This is a genomic window from Rothia sp. HMSC072B04 (assembly GCF_001813725.1).
GTDB lineage: Bacteria > Actinomycetota > Actinomycetes > Actinomycetales > Micrococcaceae > Rothia > Rothia mucilaginosa.
Genome location: NZ_KV813803.1, coordinates 165,643 through 187,770, shown reverse-complemented (window position 1 = coordinate 187,770; position 22,128 = coordinate 165,643). Strand labels below are relative to the sequence as shown.

Sequence of the window (22,128 nt, the reverse complement as noted above, 5' to 3'; positions counted from 1 at the left end):
GGTGCCCCTGCGTAGGCGCGGAGGAAACATGTAGCGCACCCCGTAGTCTTGGGAGACGCGAGGTACCCACCCACCCAACCCCTGCAGGAGCGAGGACGAACACCGATTCCTCAACCCATGAAGCCTGCATTTCAAGGGGAACGCAAAAATCCCGCTGATTCCGAAGAATCAGCGGGATTTTCTGTAAAGTGCGCCCCCTGGGACTCGAACCCAGAACCCATTGATTAAGAGTCAATTGCTCTGCCAATTGAGCTAGAGGCGCTTATTTGTTTTTCAGGGTTTCCCCTGCAACAAGTAAATACTATACGGCATTTTATAGACACCCGCAACTCAAGTGAGCATGAACTGCATCACATACCTGTTAAGTGCTGCTGTTCAGCTTGAAACAGCAAGAATCCGGCGCCCCACCTCTCCCCCTGTAGCGGGGTGTGGGTGGAACGCCGGATTCTTAGAAAGCTATTGCTGAGCTACCGTTTAGCGAGCGACGGAACCTTCGGTGTAGTCGTCGTCAACGGAGTTCCAGGAGAACAGCTCGCGCAGCTTGCGGCCGGTTGCCTCGATGGGGTGTGCCTCGCCCTTTGCGCGCAGTTCCTTGAACTCGGGTGCGCCTGCAGCCTGGTCTTCCATGAAGCGCTTTGCGAAGTTGCCGTTCTGGATGTCTGCCAGAACAGCCTTCATGTTTTCCTTGACCTCGGGGGAGATCACGCGGGGGCCAGAGACGTAGTCGCCGTACTCTGCGGTGTCGGAGATGGACCAACGCTGCTTAGCGATGCCGCCTTCGATCATCAGGTCGACGATGAGCTTGAGCTCGTGCAGGACCTCGAAGTATGCGATTTCGGGCTGGTAGCCTGCTTCGGTCAGAACCTCGAAGCCGTACTGGACGAGCTGGGAGGTGGAGCCGCAGAGGACTGCCTGCTCACCGAACAGGTCGGACTCGGTCTCTTCGGTGAAGGTGGTCTTGATGACGCCTGCGCGGGTTGCGCCGAGGCCCTTTGCGTAGGACAGTGCCAGTGCGAGTGCTTCGCCGGATGCGTCCTTCTCAACTGCGACCAGGGCGGGAACGCCGCGGCCTGCTTCGAATTCGCGGCGGACGGTGTGGCCGGGGCCCTTGGGGGCGACCATTGCCACGTCGACACCCTCGGGTGCGGTGATGTAGCCGAAGCGGATGTTGAAGCCGTGTGCGAAGAACAGTGCGTTGCCGGGCTTCAGGTGGGGTTCGATGCTCTCTGCGTAGACCTTTGCCTGGACCTGGTCCGGGGTCAGGATCATGATGACGTCTGCTTCTGCTGCTGCTTCTGCAACGGTTGCGACGCGCAGGCCTTCTGCCTCAGCCTTGGCACGGGACTTGGAGCCCTCGGACAGACCGACGATGACCTTCACGCCGGAGTCACGCAGGTTCAGTGCGTGTGCGTGGCCCTGGGAGCCGTAGCCGATAACTGCTACGGTGCGACCCTGGATCAGGGAGAGGTCTGCGTCGTCGTTGTAGAAAATGGTTGCTGCCATTTCTTCTCCTCAGTAAGTTTGGTATGCGGCCCAGGCTGGGCTCAACATTGACTATTCTACTTGATAGCTTTTGGGGTGCAGGTTTACGAGAGCACTTCTCAGATTGTGGCTCAAGATTTTACAACCTGCAGAGTTTATGGGGTACTGCATCTATTTCTTTGGCATTAGGGTCCCCAGGTAGAGAAATCACCTAGTAGAGAAAGAAATAGAGAGTACCTGATGCTTCCCCGCCCGCACTGCGAATACGTGTGTTTCGGTTGTGCGGGCGGGAGAACTGCTACGGGAATGTAGCGTCAGGTATTTTGTGCTAGATGCGCTCGCTCATAGCGCGGGGGCCACGAGTGAGAGCGATAGTGCCGGCGCGAACAATTTCGCGAACGCCGTAGGGTTCGAGAACGTCCAGCAGTGCGTTGAGCTTCTCCTGGGAGCCGGTTGCCTCGATGACAAGGGACTCGGGGGAAACGTCAATCACGGATGCGCGGAACAGGTCGGCTGCCTGAACGATCTGCAGGCGGACTACGGGGTCTGCCTTGACCTTGATCAGGATGTGGTCGCGCTGGGTGGAGGAGTCGGTGGGAAGCTCGACGACCTTCAGCACGTGAACGAGCTTGTTCAGCTGCTTGGTAATCTGCTCGATGGTGTGGGCGTCACCTTCGGTTACGACGGTGATGCGGGAGACACCGGGGTTTTCGGTGGGGCCCACAGCCAGGGAGAGGATGTTGAACAGGCGGCGGGAGAACAGACCGGAAACTCGGGTGAGAACGCCCGGCTTATCTTCTACCAGAACGGACAGAGTGTGCTGAGACATTAGTTCTCTCCCTCACGATCGAACTCGGGCGAAGTGTTCTTCGCAATCCAAATCTTGTCATTAGATACGCCTGCCGGGACCATGGGCCAGACCAGGGCGTGGGGGCTGACGGTGAAGTCAATGACGACGGGGCGGTCGTTGATTTCGAGGGCAGCCTTGATGGTTGCGTCCACGTCTTCGTCGCGTTCGCAGCGGAAGGTTGCGCAGCCGTATGCTTCGCCGAGCTTGACGAAGTCGGGGATGCGTACGGTGCCGTGGCCGTCCTTCAGGTCGGTGTTGGAGTAGCGCTCGTTGTAGAACAGAGTCTGCCACTGGCGCACCATGCCGAGGGAGGAGTTGTTGATGATGGCAACCTTGACGGGGATGTTGTTCTGTGCGCAGGTGACCAGTTCCTGGTTGGTCATCTGGAAGCAGCCGTCACCGTCGATGATCCACACGGTGGAGTCGGGGTGTGCAACCTTTGCACCCATGCCGGCGGGTACGCCGTAGCCCATGGTGCCGAGGCCTGCGGAGCTGATGAAGTGGCGGGGGCTCTCCTGCTGGATGTAGTGTGCACCCCACATCTGGTGCTGGCCAACGCCGGTGACATAGTATGCGTCGGGGCCGGTGAGGGCGCTGATGCGCTCGAGGACGTATTCGGGCGAGCCGAGGCCATCGTTGGGCTTCTCGTAGCCGAGCGGGTAATCCTTGCGGATGACGTTCAGCTCGTTCCACCATTCGGTGAGGTTCGGCAGCTGGTCTGCGAACTCGGTGGAGAGCAGGTCGGTCAGCTCGGGCAGCACGTACTTGAGGTCGCCGACGATCGGCACGTCTGCGAAGCGGATCTTCGAGATTTCTGCCGGGTCAACGTCAATGTGGATGACCTTAGCCTCGGGTGCGAAGGAGTCGAGCTTACCGGTGACGCGGTCGTCAAAGCGTGCGCCGAGGGTAATCAGCAGGTCAGACTTCTGCATTGCGGCGACGGCGGGGACGGTGCCGTGCATGCCGGGCATGCCGAGGTTCTGGGGGTCAGAGTCGGGGAACGCGCCGATAGCGTTCAGGGTGGTGACGACGGGTGCGCCGATGAGCTTAGCCAGCTTGTGGAACTCTTCGGAAGCACCTGCGCGGACCAGACCACCGCCGACGTAGAAGACGGGGTGCTTGGATTCGGTGATGAACTTTGCGGCTTCGTGAATCTGCTTGGAGTGGCCGCGGGTGACGGGGGTGTAGCCGCGCAGCTCCAGGTCTTCGGGGATGCCGCGGTATTCCATCATGCCGACCTGTGCGTCCTTGGTGACGTCCACGAGCACGGGGCCGGGGCGGCCGGTGGATGCAATGTGGAATGCTGCTGCGAGCGCGCGGGGGATGTCCTGCGGGTCGGTGATCATGAAGGAGTGCTTGGAGATGGGCATTGCCATGCCGACGATGTCAGCTTCCTGGAATGCGTCAGAGCCCAGCAGCTTGGTGGACACCTGGCCGGTGATTGCAACCAGGGGGATGGAGTCCATGTTTGCGTCTGCGATTGCGGTCAGCAGGTTGGTTGCGCCGGGGCCGGAGGTTGCAATGCACACGCCGGTCTTACCGCTGGACACTGCGTAGCCCTGAGCGGCGTGGCCTGCGCCCTGCTCGTGGCGGACCAGGATGTGGCGGACCTTCTTGGAGTCGTACAGGGGGTCATAGGTCGGCAGAATAGCTCCACCAGGCAGGCCGAATACGTCAGTCACACCCAGGTCTTCGAGGGTGCGGACGATCGCCTGAGAACCGGTCATGCGTTCTGCGGGAGCGTTTGCCGCGTCATCAGAAGTGGAAAATCCCATAGTCATGGAAATGCCTCGTGTCTTAATGGTTCTTCGTTGTACTCAATGTTCTGCGTGGGGGTTTGTGTGATCCGCACGCATCCTATGCCCGGGGGTACCAAGCTATAAAAAATGCCCCTCGCTGTTGGTGGTAGCGGTAGGGGCGCTCAGTCGCAGTGAATAGACCCTGCCACGCGCCCTAGGCGACGTCGACAAGGCGTAGAATTCGCTGGAACATTGCTGTCTTCACCCTTCTATGGTGAAGCCCGGGGCGGGGGTGAGTCAAATCTCTATGGGGTGTCGTGGTGGTTTTTACATGGAAACCCCCTAGTCAACCTTCTTCTTTCATGATGTGGACACATTGCACTTGTTTACACATTCCCACGTATTCATTTGAACAGGTGAGAAAAACTCGCATTTTTGGACGTCATGGCGCGTAATATGCGCGAATACTCGTGACCTTCGTTGGTTGCCCCGGTAGACTGAAACTATGACCGAACCGATCATCCCGGTCGCTGATGAGCTGACCGAAGCAAGTAAGTACGCAGAGGTTGTTGACCCCCGTAACTCTGTTGAGAGTGACGTGTTTTTGACGGGTGAGGAACTCATTCGGGTTCTGCACCCGGTTTTTGACGAGCAGATTATTAATTACGGTGCATACAATTTGGTGTATGCGACGGGCCGTGCGGTTTACCGTAATCCTGATTTGGCGTTGCATCAGTCTCCTGATCAGGGGCATTTTATTGTTGGGTATCAGGATGCGCCTGATGAGGTGATTATTGCTCCGGTGAATTTGCCGGCATTGACGCCTGCGGGTACGGCGACGACGATTGATAATACGAATGCTCTGCATGCGTATCGTGTGGGTGATGATGCGGTGACAATCGAGTCGGTGAATGGTAGCTCGTTTTATCTGTCGTTTGAGGATAATGCTGAGGTTGCGACTCGCTTTGGCACTGGACTTTTGGAGCAGGGTAAGGATGTGGAGGATTTCCGCGAGTTTGTGACGCGGATTTGGCCGGTCCTGTAACAGAGACTTTTTGAAATGATTGCCCGCTGTAACCCCTTAGGGTTGCGGCGGGCTTTCGTGTGCTTGCACGCAAAACGCCAAGCCACCACGCAACACACTAAACCGCGACAGCCTCCCCCGCCCCAGTTCGCTAGGCACGGGGCGCACACGAAACCACCGCGCACCCCAACGAACCGGCGGGATTCCGCGAACCCCTGAAGCACAGATGCGCAGAGGTATAGATATTCCCCGTCGCACCATCAGGTAACCAAGCGAGAAAGACGGTATCGCCCGTAGTGACATCAGGGTGTCCGAAGCGAAGCGAGGACGGGTCCCCTGTAGGAACGAGGGCGAATACCGTCTTCCAAGCATCGAACACCAGAGCAAGGGGAAATATCTACACCCCAGCCCTCAAAACTGTATTTCAAGGGGAACGCAAAAATCCCGCCGATTCCGAAGAATCAGCGGGATTTTCTTTGAAGTGCGCCCCCTGGGACTCGAACCCAGAACCCATTGATTAAGAGTCAATTGCTCTGCCAATTGAGCTAGAGGCGCTTATTTGTTTTTCAAGGTTTCCCTTGCAACAGAAAAATACTATACGCGAGTTTTTGTGGTGTACGCAAGTTGATTTGAGGTGAGCCTGGACACATTGTTTGGGTGGGGTGTGTGGGACACTAGACTGTGTGTATTGCATGGGGCGCGTCCGCCCTTGGTACTGTGTGGAGCGCATCCGCCGCTCCCCTGCTGATTTCTATTGATGTTTTGAGGAGTTATTGATGAGCGTTCGTCTTGAGCCGGGCACCCCGGCACCTGCTTTTACCCTTGCTGATGCGTCGGGTAAGGAGCACAGTCTGAGTGATTATGCGGGTAGCAAGGTGATTTTGTATTTTTACCCGAAGGCTTCGACTCCGGGTTGCACTAAGGAGGCGTGCGATTTCCGCGATAATTTGGCGTCGTTGAAGTCGTTGGGTTACGTGGTGTTGGGTGTTTCTCCGGATTCGCCGGCGGCTATTGCTCGTTTTGTGGAGAAGGAGTCGTTGACGTTCCCGCTGCTGTCTGATGCTGATCATGCTGTGGCTGAGGCGTATGGTGCGTGGGGTGAGAAGAAGAATTACGGCAAGGTGTATGAGGGCCTGATTCGTTCGACGTTTGTGATTGATGAGCAGGGTGTTATTTCTGTGGCTCAGTACAATGTGCGTGCGACGGGTCATGTGGCGAAGTTGCGTCGTGATTTGGGTATTGACCCGAAGTAGGGTCACGTTTTCTGGGGTTTGCGTATCGCTGTTCTGCTGCTTCTTGAGGGGCTGCTGCTCGGCGTGTTTGCGGGCTTTTTGCCCCATGGGGGCTTCTTTTAAGGCTTGGAGAACCTTGGTTCCTGGTGTACACTAATTTTTTGTTGCCTCAGACGCATGCATCTTCGGATGTGGGGTGACACTACGCGCGAGTGGTGAAATTGGCAGACACGCAGGATTTAGGTTCCTGTGCCTTATGGCGTGGGGGTTCAAGTCCCCCCTCGCGCACACACATTCACATTGGGCCCGCCGTCACGGTTTTCGTGGCGGCGGGTTCTCTTGTATGCGCCTTGCCGGGGTGGGTGTGTCTCGCCCGGTTGGGTGTTGAACCGTTATCCTGAGAGATAAGCATCCGCGACGGAAGAGAGGACCCTCCCGTGCAGCATCAGCCTTATGCATCATCAGCTGTTGGCAATTCTGATGCGCTGCTGCGAGCCACTGCCGGCTCGAGTGGCTTGAGTCGACGTGCCGTTTTGCGTTTTGGCGCGCTTTTTAGTGCTGGTTTGGCGCTTTCTGCGTGTTCTGGTCAATCTTCTGCTGGTTCGTCGGCTGGTTCTTCGGCGAGCGCGTCGTCTGCTGATGCGCGTCGTGTGTTTCGTTTTGCGCAGGGTGCGGCGCCGTTGGGTTTGGACCCGGCGTTGTTTCCTGTGGCGAGTACGTATCAGGTGACGGCGCAGGTTTTGCAGACGTTGTTGGTGGCGAATCATTACACGGGTGATCCTGAGGTTCAGGATTCGTTGTGTAGTGAGTGGACGGTTTCTGATGACCGCTTGGTGCATACGTTTGTGTTGCGTGAGGCGCATTTTAGTAACGGTTCTGCGTTGACTGCGGATGCTGTGGTGCAGAATTTCCAGAGGTGGCAGGCGTTGGCTACGGGTGAGGGTACTGCTGCTCATGCGGTGCCTGCTCAGCCTTTGTTTGCGTGGGGTTTTGGTGTGCCGAAGCCGGGTTCTATTGATCCTTCGGCGGTGGAGCCTGCGCCTGTTCAGGCGTCTCCGTCGGGTGCGACGACTCCGTCAGCAAGTGCTTCCCCGTCTGCTTCTGCGAGTGCTTCTGAGACCGCCTCCCCGAGCACTTCCCCGTCGGCTTCTGCTTCTTCTGATGCCGCTACCCCGAGCGCCTCTGCGAGCGCTCATGCTGCTACTCAGCCGGATGATAAGAAGACCAGCAAGAAGGCGGATGCTCAGTCGTCTGCGGTGCAGTCGTTCTTGCCGCTGGTTTCGTCGGTGGTGGCGAAGGATAACTCTGTGGTGGTGACGCTGTCGCGTCCTTCGTTGGCGTTCCCGCGTATCTTGACGCAGCAGGCGTTCGGCATTATTGATCCTTCGCTTTTTGGTGCTGATCAGAAGCTGACGGGCAACCCGGTGGGTACGGGTGCGTTCCTTGTGGATTCTTTCAAGGACGGCACGGTGCGTCTGCTGAAGAATACTCATTTTGACGGTCAGGCACCTGAGCTGGATGAGATTCAGATTTCGACCCTCACTTCGTCGGATAAGCGTTATTTTGCGCTGATGGAGGGTCATATTGATGCGTGTGATCAGGTGAATTCTTCTGATCTGGGTCAGTTGGCGCGTGATGGTTATCAGACGCCGGGCCGTGACCCGTTCTCGCTGGTGTATTTGAGCCTGAATACGGCGCATCCGGTGTTGAAGAATATTTCGGTGCGCCGCGCTATTTCGCATGCGGTGGACCGTGGCGCGCTGCGTCAGTATTACCCGCAGGGCACCTCGGATGCGCAGACGCTGATTTCGCCGTCGTTCCGTATTAAGGCTGATGACGCGAAGGATTACACGGACCGCAATCAGGATACGGCGCGCTCGCTGTTGGCGGCGGCGGGGTACGACAATCAGGTGATTGAGTGCTACTACCCTGCTGACGTTTCTCTGCCGTGGATGGATACTCCTCAGAAGGTGTATTCGGAGATGGTGGCTTCGCTGATTGAGGTGGGTTTGAATATTAAGCCGGTGCCTCTGCCGTGGGCTGAGTATCTGCCGAAGAGCCGCGAGGTTTCTTCTGAACGCGGTATTACGCTGGCCGGTTTCTACGGCATGTACCGTGACCCGTACGCATTCTTTGGCCCGGTGTTGGCGCCGCTGATTGCTGAGCATCAGGTGCGTTCGTTGATTGCGAATGCGCCGTCGGATATGACGACTGGTTTGACGAAGAAGAGTTCTGATGTGCCGTCGTCGGGTGGTGCGAATTCGAATGTGCGGATTTCTGCGACTCCGAGCCCGCAGCCGAGTTATTCGCCGGACCCGTTGACGCCTGAGGAGGAGGCTTCGGCTTCTGCTTCGCCGAGCCCGTCGGCGTCGCCTTCGCCGCAGCCTACTGCTGTGGCGGTTGCGCCGTCGCCTCGTTTTACGGAGATTTTGGAGGCGATTCGTACCGCGGATTCTGCCGATTCGGTGGATTCGCAGCGCGAGTTGTATGCGAAGGTTGTGTCTCAGCTGGGTCAGTTCATGCCGGCGGTTCCGTTGCTGAATGTGACGTCGAAGGTGGCGGTGAGCCGTGAGGTTCAGGGCTATCAGACGGAGCAGAATGCGATTGAGCTGTTCGGTAAGCTGCGCAAGTCGTAGCCTGCGTTTTTAGCTTTTGCGGAAAGGGGTGCATCCCGATTGGGGTGCGCCCCTTTCGCCGTGTTTGGGGCTTTCGTGGGGCTTTCGGTGAGCGGGTGGGCGGGTATTTCTGGAGCTGCTTTCGGGTTGTTGCCGGCGGGTGTAGCAAATGCATGCGATTACGGGTCTTTTCGACCCTAAGAGATTTATTGATATGAACTGCAACACTCTCTCTCGTTTTGTGGATTCTGACTATGCCAACCCCACTAAAAGGGGTAGGCTAGATGATGTACCCCACATTCACTGTGCCCAGGCCGGGCACCCGCACCCCTAAGGGAGAATTCAGTGGTAGCACGTACTGAACGAACCGACGTCGTCCTGGTCGGCGGCGGCATCATGAGCGCCACCCTCGGCGTGTTCCTCAAGGAACTCGAACCGACCTGGAATATTATCCTGCTCGAACGCCTCGACAAGGCCGCTCAGGAATCCTCCAATCCCTGGAACAACGCAGGTACCGGCCACTCGGCGCTGTGCGAACTCAACTACGCACCCGCTGGCCCCGACGGCACCGTCTCGGCAGCTAAGGCGCTGAACATTAACGAGCAGTTCCAGATTTCCCGCCAGTTCTGGGCTTCCCTGGTTGAAGAGAAGATTCTGGGCAATGCAGACTTCATCAACCCGGTTCCCCACATGTCCCTGGTCTTCGGTGAGGATCACTCCAAGTACCTGGCTGCACGCTACGATTCCTTCCGCAAGGAGAAGCTCTTCGAGCGCATGCAGTTCTCCACCGACCGCGGCAAGATCGCTGAGTGGGCTCCGCTGACCGTCAACGGTCGCAAGGGTAACGACCCCATTGCTGCGACCTGGTCCCCCGAAGGTACCGACGTTGACTTCGGCGCCCTCACCCAGCAGATGATTGACCACCTGCAGACCAAGGGCGTTGAGGTTCGCTACGGCTACCAGGTCACCAACCTGAACCGCGAGTCCAACGGCTCCTGGACCATTGACGCTATCAACCGCATCAACAAGGAAGAGCCGCTGACCATCAACGCGAAGTTCGTCTTCCTGGGTGCCGGCGGTGGCGCTCTGCACCTGCTGCAGAAGTCCGGCATTGAAGAGGGTAAGGGCTACGGCGGCTTCCCCGTTTCCGGCCTGTTCCTGCGCAACACCCACGAGGCAACCGCAAACCAGCACAACGCTAAGGTGTACGGTCAGGCTTCGGTGGGCGCACCTCCCATGTCCGTGCCGCACCTGGACACCCGCTACGTGGACGGCAAGCGCGCCCTCATGTTCGGCCCCTACGCTGGCTTCAAGACCAACTTCCTGAAGCAGGGCTCCCTGCTGGACCTGCCGCTGTCCCTGCGCCCGCACAACATCTACCCGATGACCCGCGCAGGCATCGACAACCTCTCCCTGGTCAAGTACCTGCTCTCCGAGCTGGTCAAGGACAAGAACGCACGCCTGGAGTCGCTGTACCAGTACTACCCCGAGGCTGTTGGCGGCGAGTGGGAGCTCATCGAGGCTGGCCAGCGCGTCCAGATTATGAAGAAGGACGCAAAGAAGGGCGGTATCCTGCAGTTCGGTACCGAGGTTGTCTCCGCAGCGGACGGCTCCATCGCGGCTCTGCTGGGTGCATCCCCCGGTGCTTCCACCGCGGCTCCGATTATGCTGAACCTGCTGGCTAAGTGCTTCCCCTCCAAGATTGCCGGTTGGGAGCCTCGCCTGAAGGAGCTCATCCCCGGTTACGGCGTGAAGCTCAACGATAACCACGACCTGGCTGATGAGCTGATGGCTCACACCGCTAAGGTTCTGGGTATTCACAACTAGTTTTCAGTTAGGCTCAGCAGGTAGCTTTATACCCTAGCTGACAAGCCTTTTTTGAGGCTTTTCGGGGCGGTTACCCTCTCTAACTGACCGACAGGTCAGCTATCTGCACTCGCAGAAAAATGCGGGAGGGTTAGAAAACCCTATAATGTCACCGCAGGGGCGGGAAGGACAGCTCATTGTTCTCCTCGCCCCTTCTGTGCGCCCACACGCTGAAGCTCATAGGCGCACCACTGTGTACACCCCACTCATTCAAGGAGCCCCATTGGCTGCACACACCGGCTCTTCCACGGACACCTCCTCAACCCAGGTACCCGCCGGAGCTCGACGCGGACTCTTCTCCCGCAAGCAGAAGCCCGCTGACCCCAAGTACGTCAGCGTCAAGCTGCGCGACTTCCCCAAGGGCAGCATCCTCTACATTCTGCGCCGTGCCATCTACAAATTCGGCGCAAACGGCGGCACCGACATGGCGGCAGCACTCACCTACTTCACCGTGCTGTCCATCTTCCCCGCCCTGCTGGCAATCGTCTCCCTACTGGGCGTATTCGGTCACGGTGAGGAAAGCGCCGCGGTCATCCTCGCCTTCCTCAAGGACAACGCGCCCGCCCAGATGTACGCCATTCTGGAAGACCCCATCAAGCAGATTACAGGCGACCATGGCGCAGGCCTGGTGCTGTTGACCGGTATCCTCAGTGCACTCTGGTCCGCCTCTGGGTACACCGGATCCTTCGGCCGAGCTCTCAACACGGTCTACAACGTGCGTGAAGGCCGCCCCGGCTGGATTCTCAAGCCGCTGAACGTCTTCGTCACCACCGTGATTATCATCCTCGTGGTACTCATGATGCTCATGATGCTGCTGGGTGTAACCGTCCTGGACATGGTCGGTCGGTATGTACCCGAAACCGTGGATATGGAGCTCATCAAGCTCATCTGGCTGAACGGCCGCTGGGTGCTGATTCTGTTCATGGCAATCGCCCTGATCACTCTACTCTACGCCGCCACCCCGAACGTGCGCCGTTACAAGGCATGGAGGCTCTCCCCCGGTGCGGCACTCGCCCTCTTCGGCATGGGTCTGGGCGCATTCGGCTTCACCCTCTACGCCAACAACTTCAGCAAGTACAACGCCACCTACGGCCTGATCGGTGGTGTGATTGTGATGCTGCTGTTCATCTGGATCATGAACAATATGCTTCTCTTCGGCGCGCATCTGGACGCCGAAATCATGCTCATGCGCCAGATTATCGCTGGCGATGACGACCACGGCCACCTGAAGGTGCAGCCGCGCAGCACCTCCGCATCGCGTGCACTGAAGGCACGCCAGGAACGCCTCATGTCTGCAGGACGCGAACTGCAGCAGCAGGCGGCAGGCCAGGGCATGCTCCCCAAGCCGAAGGGCCCCTCCATTGCGGATCGCGTGCAGAAGGCGGTGGACACTAACACCACCATGATTCGCACGTTCATTGCCGACGGCAAGGAACGACTCGACAACGGCAAGGAACAGTTGCAGAAGAAGCAGGCGAAGGCTGATACCGCCGAGGCTCAGGCTTCTGGGGCTCAGGCTTCTGAGGCAACCGCGGCAAAGGCAGATGCGAACGCAAAGGCTGACTCTCAGCAGGATGCGCTCTTCGACCTGAGCACCGATAGTTCGAACGGTGCGGCGAAGAAGAACTAAACGGCAGCTCAGCTGAGCGCGTACCGCTTCAACCTGATTAAGGGCGCAGGACAGAAACCCTGCGCTGGTCACTAAGATAGACATATGACCAGTGCAGAATTCTCTCCCGCGCCCTTTGCCGTACCCAATGCTGTTGTACCAGGCACTACCCTGCCCGACCTCGAGTACACCCTCTACCAGCCGCAGCAGCTCAAAAGCCGCGTCCCCGCCCTCATGCTTCACGGCTTCGCCACCCGCGGCGAACAGCTCTACGGCGGCACCAGCTGGATCCGCCAATACCTGCGCGCCGGATACCCCGTGCTGATTGTTACCCTGCCCTACCACTCAGACGAATACCTCAAAGACCCCGAATCCATGCACGCCGTCGACTGCAAACTCCCCGACAACACGAGCGTGCGCAGCCGCACAATTCCGTTCGATTCGGTGCCCCCTGTCGATGCGGCAGGTCAGCCGCTGACCCCCATGCACCTGTTCACCAACCTGCTCGCCCAGCTGCTGCGCACCGTCGCCACCGAGAACGACCTCGGCGTTGAACTGGAGCCCCGCGCGCACGTTATTGGCTTCTCCTTCGGCGCCCGCGTCGGCTGGGAACTCGCCCTCACCCACCCGGAGGCAGTCGCATCCCTCACCCTGGGCGGCCTGCCCCTACACGACCACCTCATTACCCTGCGCGCCATGCTCGAAGCGCACGAGGGAACCAGCGCCTCCGCGAGTGCAGAAACCCCGGCGGCAGACTCCACCGACGAGGCGATTGCCTCCTTCACCTCGATTATTGACAACTCCCCCATTCAACCCGACGCGCTGCTGAAGTTCGTGAGGATTCCCTTCGGCCCGTTCTTCGACGTGCCCGCCCTGCGTGCCGGATCCCCCAACCTACCTGCGGGTCACCCGGGCGCGCATCCGCACGCACCCATCGCGGTCGTGCTCGGTGACTCGGACACCATCGCCGCCGACGGAGCGGAACTCTACGACATGGTGCGCGGCAACAATCCGCTTAACCGCTTCATCTCCCTGGCCGGCCGCGACCACGTGAACGCACTGACCTCGGGCGCGTTCCGACGCGGTGCGCTCGCCTTTGCGGCAGAGGTGGAGGCGGCAGAGTAAGTAGCCGCAGACTACGCGGGTTCCGGGAGGAGTAAGAGACAACGTCATAAAACGTCACATTCACCTGGGGGCTTCACGCTCAGCCCCGGGGTGCATCAGGTATGCCTTAGCTCTTAGAATGGGAACGTATCAAAAAACCTTTATCTGCGGTTGAGGCTCAACCGCGCCCAGCAAAGGAGCACCATGCACAAGGTTAAGGCTGTCGTAGCCCTCGCCCAGGACGCACCCGTCACCGTCACCACCATCAACGTACCCGACCCCGGCAAGGGCGAAGCACTCGTCAAGGTCCTCACCTGCGGCGTCTGCCAGACCGACCACCACTACGTCACCGGCGGCGTTGGCCAGGACTTCCCCTACCTGCTCGGCCACGAGTCCGCAGGTATCGTTGAGGCTGTCGGCGATGACGTCACCGACATCGCCCCCGGCGACCTGGTCATCCTCAACTGGCGTGCCGTCTGCGGCGAATGCCGCGCATGCCGCAAGGGCCAGCCGCAGTACTGCTTCGCAACCCACAACGCAACCCAGAAGATGACCCTCGAGGACGGTACCGAACTCACCCCCGCACTGGGTATCGGCTCCTTCGCTGAGAAGACCCTCGTCGCAGCTGGCCAGTGCACCAAGATCACCGCTGACATCAGCCCCGAACAGTACGCAGCCATCGGTCTGCTCGGCTGCGGCGTCACCGCAGGTCTGGGCGCTGTGCTGAACACCGGTGAGCTCAAGCGCGGCGAGTCCGTGGCAGTCATCGGCTGTGGCGGCGTCGGCACCGCAGCAATCGCAGGCGCACAGCTCGGTGGCGCAACCACCATCATCGCCGTCGACATCGACGAGGATAAGCTGGCACGCGCACGCGAACACGGCGCAACCCACACCGTGAACTCCTCCAAGGTCGACCCCGTCGAGGCCATCAAGGAACTCACCGGCGGCTTCGGTGCAGACCTCGTCATCGACGCTGTCGGCATCGCCCCCACCTTCAAGCAGGCATTCGAAGCACGCGACCTGGCTGGCCGCGTCGTCCTCGTCGGCGTGCCCGCACCCGGCACCACTTGGGACATCCCGCTGGATGAGGTGTTCGGCCGCGGCGGCTCCATCAAGAGCGCATGGTACGGCGACACCCTGCCCTCCCGCGACTTCCCCGAATTCGTGGACCAGTACCTGCTCGGCCGCCTCGACCTGGACGGCTTCGTCTCCGAGCGCATCCGCCTCGAAGACGTCAACGAAGCATTCGAAACCATGAAGACCGGCCGCGTGCTGCGCTCGGTCGTGGAACTCTAGGAGCGTAGCGTGAGCGAACGTATTGAACGAGTCGTCACCTCCGGCACCTTCTCGCTGGACGGCGGCTGCTGGGACGTCGACAACAACGTCTGGATCATCGGCAATGACTCCTCCGTGATCATCATTGACCCCGCCCACGACGTCGACAAGATCTCCCGCACCGTCGCAGGCCGCACCGTGGAGAAGATTCTGCTGACCCACGCCCACGACGACCACATCCGCAGCGCCAAGGAGGCGGCAGAACGCTTCGGCGCACCCGTCTACCTGAACCCCGCAGACCGTGTGCTCTGGGAAATGGTGTACCCTTCCTGGGACTTCGACCACGAACTCGCTGACGGCGATGTACTGCGCATCGGCGACACCGAACTGAAGGTCCTCGCCACCCCCGGCCATTCCCCCGGCTCCGTGTGCTTCTACGCACCCACCCTCAGCTGGGAAAACAGCGAAGGCGTCGTCTTCTCCGGCGACACCCTCTTCAACGGCGGCCCCGGCGCAACCGGACGCTCCTACAGCGACTTCGACACCATCATCGAGTCGATCTCGACCCGCCTGCTGACCCTGCCCGCGTCCACCGCGGTCCTCACCGGCCACGGCGACAGCACCGGCATCGGTCTGGAGGCGCCCGAGCTTCCTGCATGGATCAAGCGCGGTCACTAAACTGTAGCCTCACGCTGAGGCTCTCACACTGAGGTTCTCAGGCCGAGGTTCACCACAAACCGAGCACGGTACGCAAAAGGCGGATGCCCCACCACCTGCAGAAGGTGGCGGGGCATCCGCCTTTAGTATGCGCTCACAACGCTCAAGCTCAGATGCGTTCGGTCGAGCCGCGCACCGAATTAGCAGTGCACTGAATTAGCCACACGCCGAACTAGCTACGTGCCGTCTCAGACAGAGGAGTCAGCTGCTCCTCATGCTCAGAACGCCACAGGTAGCCGTACAAATGACCCAACGCAAAATACAGCGTCGCAATAATCACCGGCACCATAAACGCATTACGGTAATACGGAGCGTCACCCATATAGCCGCCCCACATACTACCCATCGCAAGACCAATACCCAGCATCGAGCGGGTAAAGAAGCTCGCCTGCGCATCAGGAATATGCTTGAGCGAACGGTTCAGCCACAGCTCATGACCGCCAAACGCCACACCCAGCACCGCACCACACAGCACCAACGCATAGAAAATCGTGGACGTATCATCACTCGCCGGCAAATACAGGGCACCCATAATCAGCAGAACGCCGCTCACCAACCAACCATGCCACGGGTTCACCGAACGGGCACCCAAAACCACGGGGAAAGACACAAGCACCATCGCGCCGGTACCGGTCGCAACCATCGCCATGAACAGGTTCATCGAACCGTGAATCAGCGAGAAGCCCAGCAGACCCGAACCGACCGCGCCCATACACGCACCCAGCAGCACCAGACCAAGAATCAACACCACCGTCTGCTTATTCGGACGGACCAGATTCTTCGGCGGAGACATGCGAATACGCGAAATATCCGGCAGCCACATCGGCGCGGCCAGAACCACAATGAACAGTAGCGCATCCAGAATCATCGTGATCCAGAAGCCCGCATACTCATGATTCGGGGTGAGGTACGCATCGCCCAGCCGCACCAGCAGAGCAGCCAGCGGGTACATCGACAGGTTCGCCGTCGTCCCCCAAGAAACAGCTGTCGACAAGCGAACATCACTGTACTTATAGTTGCGGCGGTACAGCGACTCCAACGCAAACGGCGTCCACGGCGGAGTCGTGAAACCCATCGCCACGCACGAGAGCGCATGGTAGGTCGTACTCACATTATTCGGGTCAACCGTTAGACGCCAACCAATCACCAGCATGTTCAGCACCGCAGCGATATTCAGAATCGACGTAATCGCCAGCAACGACCGCAAACCCAGAGCACGCACCAGCATCGGGCCGAGCATAATCTGCACCGAATACGCGCCAGCAAACGCCGCCACCGCATAGCCGCCATCATGCACACTACCCAGGTGGCTCGCCAACAGAATATACAGCGCAAACGCCGAAGAAGCCGCCGGAATATGGAACAGAATCGTCAACACATTACGGGCAAAGCCCTCATCACGGAGCACACCGCGCAGATGGTAACGCTGCTCCTTACCGTTACGCAGGAACAACGCCCAATGCTGACGCAAAATATCCGGCACCGAGGCGTTCGTATTAACCTCATCCGCAGTAGGAACCGGTCGCGGCGGCAACTCCTGCAACACGTGGTCGTTACTGCGCACCACATCCGTCAAGGACGTACCCGGAACCGTTGGAATACCCGTGCCCGAAGCACACGACTTATCCGGCGAATCGGAGGCGGGTGCCACCTTCATGGTGCGCGGAGGAACCTCCGGCGCGGATGCGTTAGCGCGCGCATCAGCCGAAGGTTCCACACGATACGTTGAGTTCGGGTCCCTGTCCTGAGGTGTCGAGGTCATCATCTCTTTCACGAATAAGCCGCCGGACATGCCACAACAGCAGCCCGGAAGCGAATTTATGCCTACTAGGAGTTTACCCTCACCGACGAGCCGTTCTGACCCTTTTCAACCACAATCTGGGCGGGAATACGGTTCTTCATCTCCTCCACATGCGAAATCAGGCCAATAGTGCGGCCGCTATCACGCAGAGATTCGATCGTGCCCATCACCATGTCCAAGGTTTCGGCGTCCAACGTGCCAAAACCCTCATCAATGAACAGGGTATCCAGCTCGATACCGCCGTTATTCGCCTGCACAACCTCAGCCAGACCCAACGCCAACGACAGCGACGCCAAGAACGACTCACCACCGGACAGCGACGACGCCTCACGCGGCTCGCCCGTCCAGGTGTCGGTAATCTCCAGGTTCAGGCCGCCGCCGGAACGGCTACCCTTCGCACGGTGATCGCTGAACACCATGCCGTAGCGGCCCTCACTCATGCGATCCAGGTGCAGTGACGCCGAGTGCAGAATCCGCTCAAACTCGGCACCCAGCACGTAACTCACCAGGTCAACCTGATGCTCATAGCCGCCCAGCGTGTCACCGCGGGCAGCCGCCGCCAGGTTCGCCAACATCTGCGCACGGTCATAACGCTGCGCCGTCTTCGCACGGAACGCCGCATACTCGCCACGCAGCACATGCAAAGAACGCAGCATGCTCTCCCGCTCACCCTCACGAAGAGTCAAACGGTGCGCCGCCGCACGCAACTGCTCAACCTGCTCACGCACACCCTGCAGATCATCCGGCGCCTGCTCACCAGCGGCGGCACGCGCCGCCACCGCAACAATCGCCTCACGACCAAAGCCCTCAAGGAGGCGGGCATGCTCCAACTCATACGCGGCAACAGCCTGCTCCAGGGCATCAACACGCTCGGGGGTGCGCACCGCCGCCTGCACCAGCTCAGCGCTCTCAAACGAAGACTCAGCCAGCAAACGCTCAGCCTGCGCCGCCGCCAAAGCATGACGCTCACGCGCCTGCCCCAACAGCAACACTGCACGAGCAAGACGCTGATGCGCCACACGGTAACCCTCAACAGCCTCAACACGTTGCGCAAAACCCACCGCTGCACGAGCAGGCGCCAACTCAGCCGCAGCCGCCTCACAGCGCGCCGCAGCATCACGGTGACGAGTCTGAGCCTCAACCGCCGCGCTCTCGATGGTGCGTAGCGCCTCCTGAGCCTTCTGCTGCTCGGCACGCACCCGCTCAACCTTCACCAGCACGCCGTCACGCGCGGTCACGCGCGACTGAGCCTGCGCGAGGCGGGTCTGCGCCTGCTGCAGCTGGGCGGCAGTCTGCTCAACATCGCACTCGCCCTGAGCCACCAGGGTCTCGTACTGGGTGCGGGCGGCGGCAAGCGCCTCGGAGGCTTCCTGATGTGCCTTGGTCGCCCGATCCTTAGCCAGTTCGTGGGTACGCGCCTGCTTGTGTGCCTTGTCTTCACGCTCCTTGGCGGCGTCCAGGTCGGCACGCTCAACCAGCTGCTCGCCCTCGGCAATCCGCGCCGGAGCGGGGTGCTCCACTGAACCGCAGACCGCGCAGGGTTCGCCGTCCTTGAGCTCACGCGCCAGCAGAGACGAGGCCTGGGCGAGGCGCAGCACCTGCAGGTTCTTGAACTCCTCCGTGGCGGCGAGCGCCTGCTGAGCCGAAGCCTGCCACTTTTCCTGCGCCTTCTGCTCGGCGGTGGCGGTGCGCTTGCTCTGCTTCTGGGCCGCAGCAACCGCGGCGGAGGCGGCATCCAGCTTCTGCTGCATCTGCTGGGCTGCATCGTGCTTCTGCTGCGCCTCGGTGACCAGGTGCGCGGCGAGGGTACGCTCCTCGTCGGCGGTGCTGTAGCCGGCGAGTTCTTCGGCGAGCTGCTCGGCCTGGGCGGTGAGGTCGCTCAGCCTCTTTTCGGCACGCGCCCTGTCCTGTTCGAGGGCGTTTGCCTGCTTCAGCAGGGCGGCTGCGGCGGCTTCCTCGTCGGTCAGCTGCGCGTCCTTCTTCTGCAGGGCGCGCAGGGTGTCAAGGAGCGCCTCGAGCTGGGTTTCCTGCTCGGCGGGCTCGAAATCCGGGAGTGCGGCGAAGGTGGTCTCTTCGGGGAAGATGACCTCTGCCGAGGTTTCCTCATCGCGGAGTGCCGCAAGCAGGGCGCGACCAGTCTCATCCAGCGCGGATGCACAGGCCGCCTGCTCCTGCTGGCGGGCGGCGAGCGCCTGCGATTCGGCATGGACCTGCGCGTACTGTGCGTGCAGGGGCGCGGCGGCACGTGCCTGCGCCAGCTCTTCACGCTGCGCCTTGTGCTCGTCGGCGCGTACGGTCAGGCGGGTGCGGCGCTCGCAGAGCTGCTCGTATTCGCGCCAGTCGGCCTGCAGCTGGGCGCGTTCGGCGAGCAGGCGGGTGTTCCGGTCGGCTTCGTCGGTGAGGCGCTGCTGTTCCTGCTTCTCGCGCACGGAGGTTTTGCGGGCGCGTTCTACTCCGCCGGCAACCCATGCGTCGAGGGTTTCGGCGGTGACATTCTCGGCAGTGACGTTCTCAGTGGTGAGGTTTTCGGAAGTCTCCTCGCCCGCCTCCGCAGCTTCCTCAGCATCCGAATCCACAGCGTCCAGTAGCGACTGCAGGGCGAGCATTTCTGCGCGGGCACGTTCAAGGTAGCCGCGCTGGGTGTTTTCGTCCTGGGCGACTTCCTGCTGGGCGGTTTTCGCTTCCTCAGTGAGTGCAGCGAAGAGCTGTTCGTAGTGTTCGACGGGGAACATCTTTTTGAGCAGTTCTTTGCGTTCTTTGGGCTTGGACTTGAGGAATTGCGCGAACTGGCCCTGCGGCAGGAGTACGACTTTGAGGAATTGTTCTTTGGTCAGGTGGGTGCGTTCGGCGATGGTGCGGTTGACTTCGGCGACGCTGCTGGAGATGGGGATCCAGGCTTTTTCGTCGGCGGGGTCGGCGCCGGGTGCGAGTTCGGCGAGGGTTGCTTTGGCGCTTTCTTCGCGCATCTGGCCTTTGCGGGCGCCGCGGGTGATGGGTTTGTTGTAGGCGGGGGTGCGGTCGATGCGCAGGCGCTTGCCGTGGAGGGTGACGTCGAGTAACACGCGCGGTTTGGTGCCGCTGTGTGCCGCGTAGGTGGAGTGCAGTTTGGCGGATTCGCGGTCGCTGCTGGTTTCGCCGTAGAGGGCGTAGCAGATAGCGTCGAGGATGGTGGTTTTACCGGCACCGGTTGGGCCGTTGAGTAGGAATACGCCGGCGTTGTTGAGGGTGTCGAAGTTGATTTCTTGGCGCTTGGGGTATGCCATGAAGGCTTCGAATTCGAGGTTGTGCAGGATCATGCGTTGTCCTTGTGGCTTTTGATGTGGTCGCTGAGGGTGGTGATGACGTCGCGTTCTTCGCTGGTGAGGGGGCGGTTGCGTACGTATTGGTGGAATTGGTCGAAGGTTTCGACGGGGTCGGCGTCGCGGGTGGGCGGTGCGGCGGTGGGTTTGTCGGTGGCGGGTTGGGTGCTGCGGTAGCTGAAGTGGGAGATGGTTTCGTAGCGGCTGCGCAGGCGGTCGACGGCGCCGACGGGTAGGGTTTCGTCGGTGAGTTCGATGCGGCAGTAGTAGCCCTGCTCGTAGGGGCTGTTTTCTGGGGCGTTGAGTAGCTGCTCCATGGTGCCGCGCAGGGTTTTCATGTGTACACGGGTTGCCCATTCGTGGCTGCTGATGGTGGGTTCTTCGCCGGGGTTGAGTTCGATGAGGTAGGCGCCGTTGCGGTTGTGTTCTTCGCTGAATGAGAAGCCGAGCGGGGAGCCGCTGTAGCGGATGGTGTGGGTGACGGGGTAGCGCTTGTGGATGTGGCCGAGGGCTACGTAGTCGAAGCCGTCGAAGAGGGAGGCGGGTACCCAGTCGATACCGCCGACGCTGATGTCGCGTTCGGAGTCGCTGCGGGGTGTGGTGTCTGCGCTGCCGGCAATGTCACTGCCGGTGGTGTCGCTGACTGTTGCGTGGCTCATGACGATGATGCGGTCGGCGCCTGCGCCGCGGGCGCGTCGTTCTGCGGCGTCGGCGCGGATGGCGTCGGTGACGGCGCCGAGGACGGCCTGGTGGGTGGGGTCTACACCGAGGGCGGTGGCGTGGAGGCGCGGCGCGAGGTAGGGGATGGCGTAGACGTGTACGCGCAAGGTGCCGTCGGTGAGTTCGACGGGGCGGGTGGCGTCTTCGATGGTGGTGCGCAGGTGCACGCCGGAGGCTTCGAAGAAGGCTGCGCCGTAGCTGAGGCGGCGGAAGGAGTCGTGGTTGCCGGAGCTGAGGATGACGTGCACGCCGGCGCGCATGAGGCGGGTGAGTGCCTGGTCGAGCAGGGTGGTGCTTTCGGCGGTGGGGATGGTGCTGTCGTAGACGTCGCCGCTGATGAGGAGGGTGTTGATGCCTTCGGCGTGCACGTAGTTGAGCAGTTCGTCGATGAACTGCTGGTGTTCGCGGGTGAGGGGGCTGCGGTGGAAGGTGCGGCCGAGGTGCCAGTCGGAGGTGTGCAGGATCTTCATGGTTTCAGTATGGCATTGCGTCTTGTTTTGCGCCTCACAGTTCGTCATTCGCGGTTCGGAACCTTCCGCAGCGCAGGCACTCGCGCGGAGCGGGGGCTCCGTCCTCAAGGCGCCCCCAGGCGCTGAAGAGGGGGCACTCCCCCGCGAGCGTGAGTGCAAAGCTGCCCAGTGCATCCCTCTCCCCGGAGCAGGCACCCGATCGCGGCGAAAGTACTCATGCGGAGCGGGGGCTCCGTCCCCGGTGTCTCCCCATCCGCGGAGTAGGCACCCCATCGCGGCGAAAGTGCTTATGCGGAGCGGGGGCTCCGTCCTCGAAGCGCCCCCA

The 22,128-nt window shown here is 60.5% G+C and carries 14 protein-coding genes and 3 tRNA genes; 9 read left to right on the top strand and 8 right to left on the bottom strand.

What is annotated here, in order from left to right; genetic code table 11:
• Positions 1-189: 189 nt before the first annotated feature.
• The 4 genes from HMPREF2928_RS05200 to HMPREF2928_RS05185 all read right to left on the bottom strand — a co-directional run bounded on the left by HMPREF2928_RS05200 (position 190) and on the right by HMPREF2928_RS05185 (position 4,113).
• A tRNA-Lys gene (locus HMPREF2928_RS05200) sits at positions 190-262 on the bottom strand.
• A gap of 212 nt (positions 263-474) precedes the next feature.
• Entirely contained in the window at positions 475-1,503 is a 1,029-nt protein-coding gene (gene ilvC / locus HMPREF2928_RS05195; protein ID WP_005508646.1) for a ketol-acid reductoisomerase, read from the bottom strand.
• Positions 1,504-1,810: 307 nt separating this feature from the next.
• The gene (gene ilvN / locus HMPREF2928_RS05190) at positions 1,811-2,311 is read right to left on the bottom strand and encodes an acetolactate synthase small subunit (protein WP_049362112.1); all 501 of its coding nucleotides are present in this window, start codon (positions 2,309-2,311) and stop codon (positions 1,811-1,813) included.
• On the bottom strand, positions 2,311-4,113 hold the full coding sequence (locus tag HMPREF2928_RS05185) for an acetolactate synthase large subunit (RefSeq protein WP_070687542.1): 1,803 nt from the start codon (positions 4,111-4,113) through the stop codon (positions 2,311-2,313). Before HMPREF2928_RS05185 ends, ilvN begins: the two co-directional genes overlap by 1 nt.
• A gap of 463 nt (positions 4,114-4,576) precedes the next feature.
• Between HMPREF2928_RS05185 and HMPREF2928_RS05180 the strand changes: the two genes are divergently transcribed.
• Positions 4,577-5,116 (top strand): hypothetical protein, encoded by a 540-nt coding sequence (locus tag HMPREF2928_RS05180; RefSeq protein WP_070687540.1) that lies wholly within the window; start codon positions 4,577-4,579, stop codon positions 5,114-5,116.
• A 461-nt stretch (positions 5,117-5,577) separates the two neighbouring features.
• Here the strand turns inward: HMPREF2928_RS05180 and HMPREF2928_RS05175 are convergent.
• Positions 5,578-5,650: transfer RNA gene (locus HMPREF2928_RS05175), tRNA-Lys, on the bottom strand.
• A gap of 221 nt (positions 5,651-5,871) precedes the next feature.
• On the opposite strand from HMPREF2928_RS05175, the gene bcp reads away from it, so the two are divergent.
• The 8 genes from bcp to HMPREF2928_RS05135 all read left to right on the top strand — a co-directional run bounded on the left by bcp (position 5,872) and on the right by HMPREF2928_RS05135 (position 15,474).
• Positions 5,872-6,348, top strand: a complete 477-nt coding sequence (gene bcp / locus HMPREF2928_RS05170) for a thioredoxin-dependent thiol peroxidase (protein ID WP_005508643.1) — start codon at positions 5,872-5,874, stop codon at positions 6,346-6,348.
• 185 nt (positions 6,349-6,533) lie between these two features.
• A tRNA-Leu gene (locus HMPREF2928_RS05165) sits at positions 6,534-6,615 on the top strand.
• Positions 6,616-6,764: 149 nt separating this feature from the next.
• Positions 6,765-8,963, top strand: a complete 2,199-nt coding sequence (locus tag HMPREF2928_RS05160) for an ABC transporter substrate-binding protein (RefSeq protein ID WP_070687538.1) — start codon at positions 6,765-6,767, stop codon at positions 8,961-8,963.
• 324 nt (positions 8,964-9,287) lie between these two features.
• The gene (locus HMPREF2928_RS05155; RefSeq protein ID WP_049346475.1) at positions 9,288-10,769 is read left to right on the top strand and encodes a malate:quinone oxidoreductase; all 1,482 of its coding nucleotides are present in this window, start codon (positions 9,288-9,290) and stop codon (positions 10,767-10,769) included.
• Positions 10,770-11,031: 262 nt separating this feature from the next.
• A complete protein-coding gene (locus tag HMPREF2928_RS05150; protein ID WP_070599407.1) occupies positions 11,032-12,438 on the top strand; it encodes a YihY/virulence factor BrkB family protein in 1,407 nt (468 codons plus the stop codon).
• A gap of 84 nt (positions 12,439-12,522) precedes the next feature.
• Positions 12,523-13,542: an alpha/beta fold hydrolase gene (locus tag HMPREF2928_RS05145; protein WP_070634509.1), complete on the top strand. Its 1,020-nt coding sequence runs from the start codon at positions 12,523-12,525 to the stop codon at positions 13,540-13,542.
• A 183-nt stretch (positions 13,543-13,725) separates the two neighbouring features.
• The gene (locus HMPREF2928_RS05140; RefSeq protein ID WP_005505506.1) at positions 13,726-14,817 is read left to right on the top strand and encodes an S-(hydroxymethyl)mycothiol dehydrogenase; all 1,092 of its coding nucleotides are present in this window, start codon (positions 13,726-13,728) and stop codon (positions 14,815-14,817) included.
• 9 nt (positions 14,818-14,826) lie between these two features.
• Entirely contained in the window at positions 14,827-15,474 is a 648-nt protein-coding gene (locus HMPREF2928_RS05135; protein WP_005505505.1) for an MBL fold metallo-hydrolase, read from the top strand.
• Positions 15,475-15,685: 211 nt separating this feature from the next.
• On the opposite strand, the gene HMPREF2928_RS05130 is transcribed toward HMPREF2928_RS05135, so the two are convergent.
• The 3 genes from HMPREF2928_RS05130 to HMPREF2928_RS05120 form a co-directional block, all read right to left on the bottom strand.
• Complete coding sequence (locus HMPREF2928_RS05130) at positions 15,686-17,275, bottom strand: MFS transporter (RefSeq protein ID WP_246823566.1); 1,590 nt, start codon at positions 17,273-17,275, stop codon at positions 15,686-15,688.
• A 65-nt stretch (positions 17,276-17,340) separates the two neighbouring features.
• A complete protein-coding gene (locus HMPREF2928_RS05125; RefSeq protein ID WP_070687536.1) occupies positions 17,341-20,610 on the bottom strand; it encodes an AAA family ATPase in 3,270 nt (1,089 codons plus the stop codon).
• Positions 20,607-21,803 (bottom strand): exonuclease SbcCD subunit D, encoded by a 1,197-nt coding sequence (locus tag HMPREF2928_RS05120; protein WP_049346471.1) that lies wholly within the window; start codon positions 21,801-21,803, stop codon positions 20,607-20,609. The genes HMPREF2928_RS05125 and HMPREF2928_RS05120 overlap by 4 nt, the downstream gene beginning before the upstream one ends.
• Positions 21,804-22,128: the final 325 nt, after the last annotated feature.

Coding starts and splice junctions, on each gene's coding strand:
- bcp (WP_005508643.1), top strand. CDS start 5,872: ATGAGCGTTCGTCTTGAGCCGGGCACCCCGGCACCTGCTTTTACCCTT.
- HMPREF2928_RS05140 (WP_005505506.1), top strand. CDS start 13,726: ATGCACAAGGTTAAGGCTGTCGTAGCCCTCGCCCAGGACGCACCCGTC.
- HMPREF2928_RS05120 (WP_049346471.1), bottom strand. CDS start 21,803: ATGAAGATCCTGCACACCTCCGACTGGCACCTCGGCCGCACCTTCCAC.
- HMPREF2928_RS05180 (WP_070687540.1), top strand. CDS start 4,577: ATGACCGAACCGATCATCCCGGTCGCTGATGAGCTGACCGAAGCAAGT.
- HMPREF2928_RS05145 (WP_070634509.1), top strand. CDS start 12,523: ATGACCAGTGCAGAATTCTCTCCCGCGCCCTTTGCCGTACCCAATGCT.
- HMPREF2928_RS05125 (WP_070687536.1), bottom strand. CDS start 20,610: ATGATCCTGCACAACCTCGAATTCGAAGCCTTCATGGCATACCCCAAG.
- HMPREF2928_RS05185 (WP_070687542.1), bottom strand. CDS start 4,113: ATGACTATGGGATTTTCCACTTCTGATGACGCGGCAAACGCTCCCGCA.
- ilvN (WP_049362112.1), bottom strand. CDS start 2,311: ATGTCTCAGCACACTCTGTCCGTTCTGGTAGAAGATAAGCCGGGCGTT.
- ilvC (WP_005508646.1), bottom strand. CDS start 1,503: ATGGCAGCAACCATTTTCTACAACGACGACGCAGACCTCTCCCTGATC.
- HMPREF2928_RS05130 (WP_246823566.1), bottom strand. CDS start 17,275: ATGACCTCGACACCTCAGGACAGGGACCCGAACTCAACGTATCGTGTG.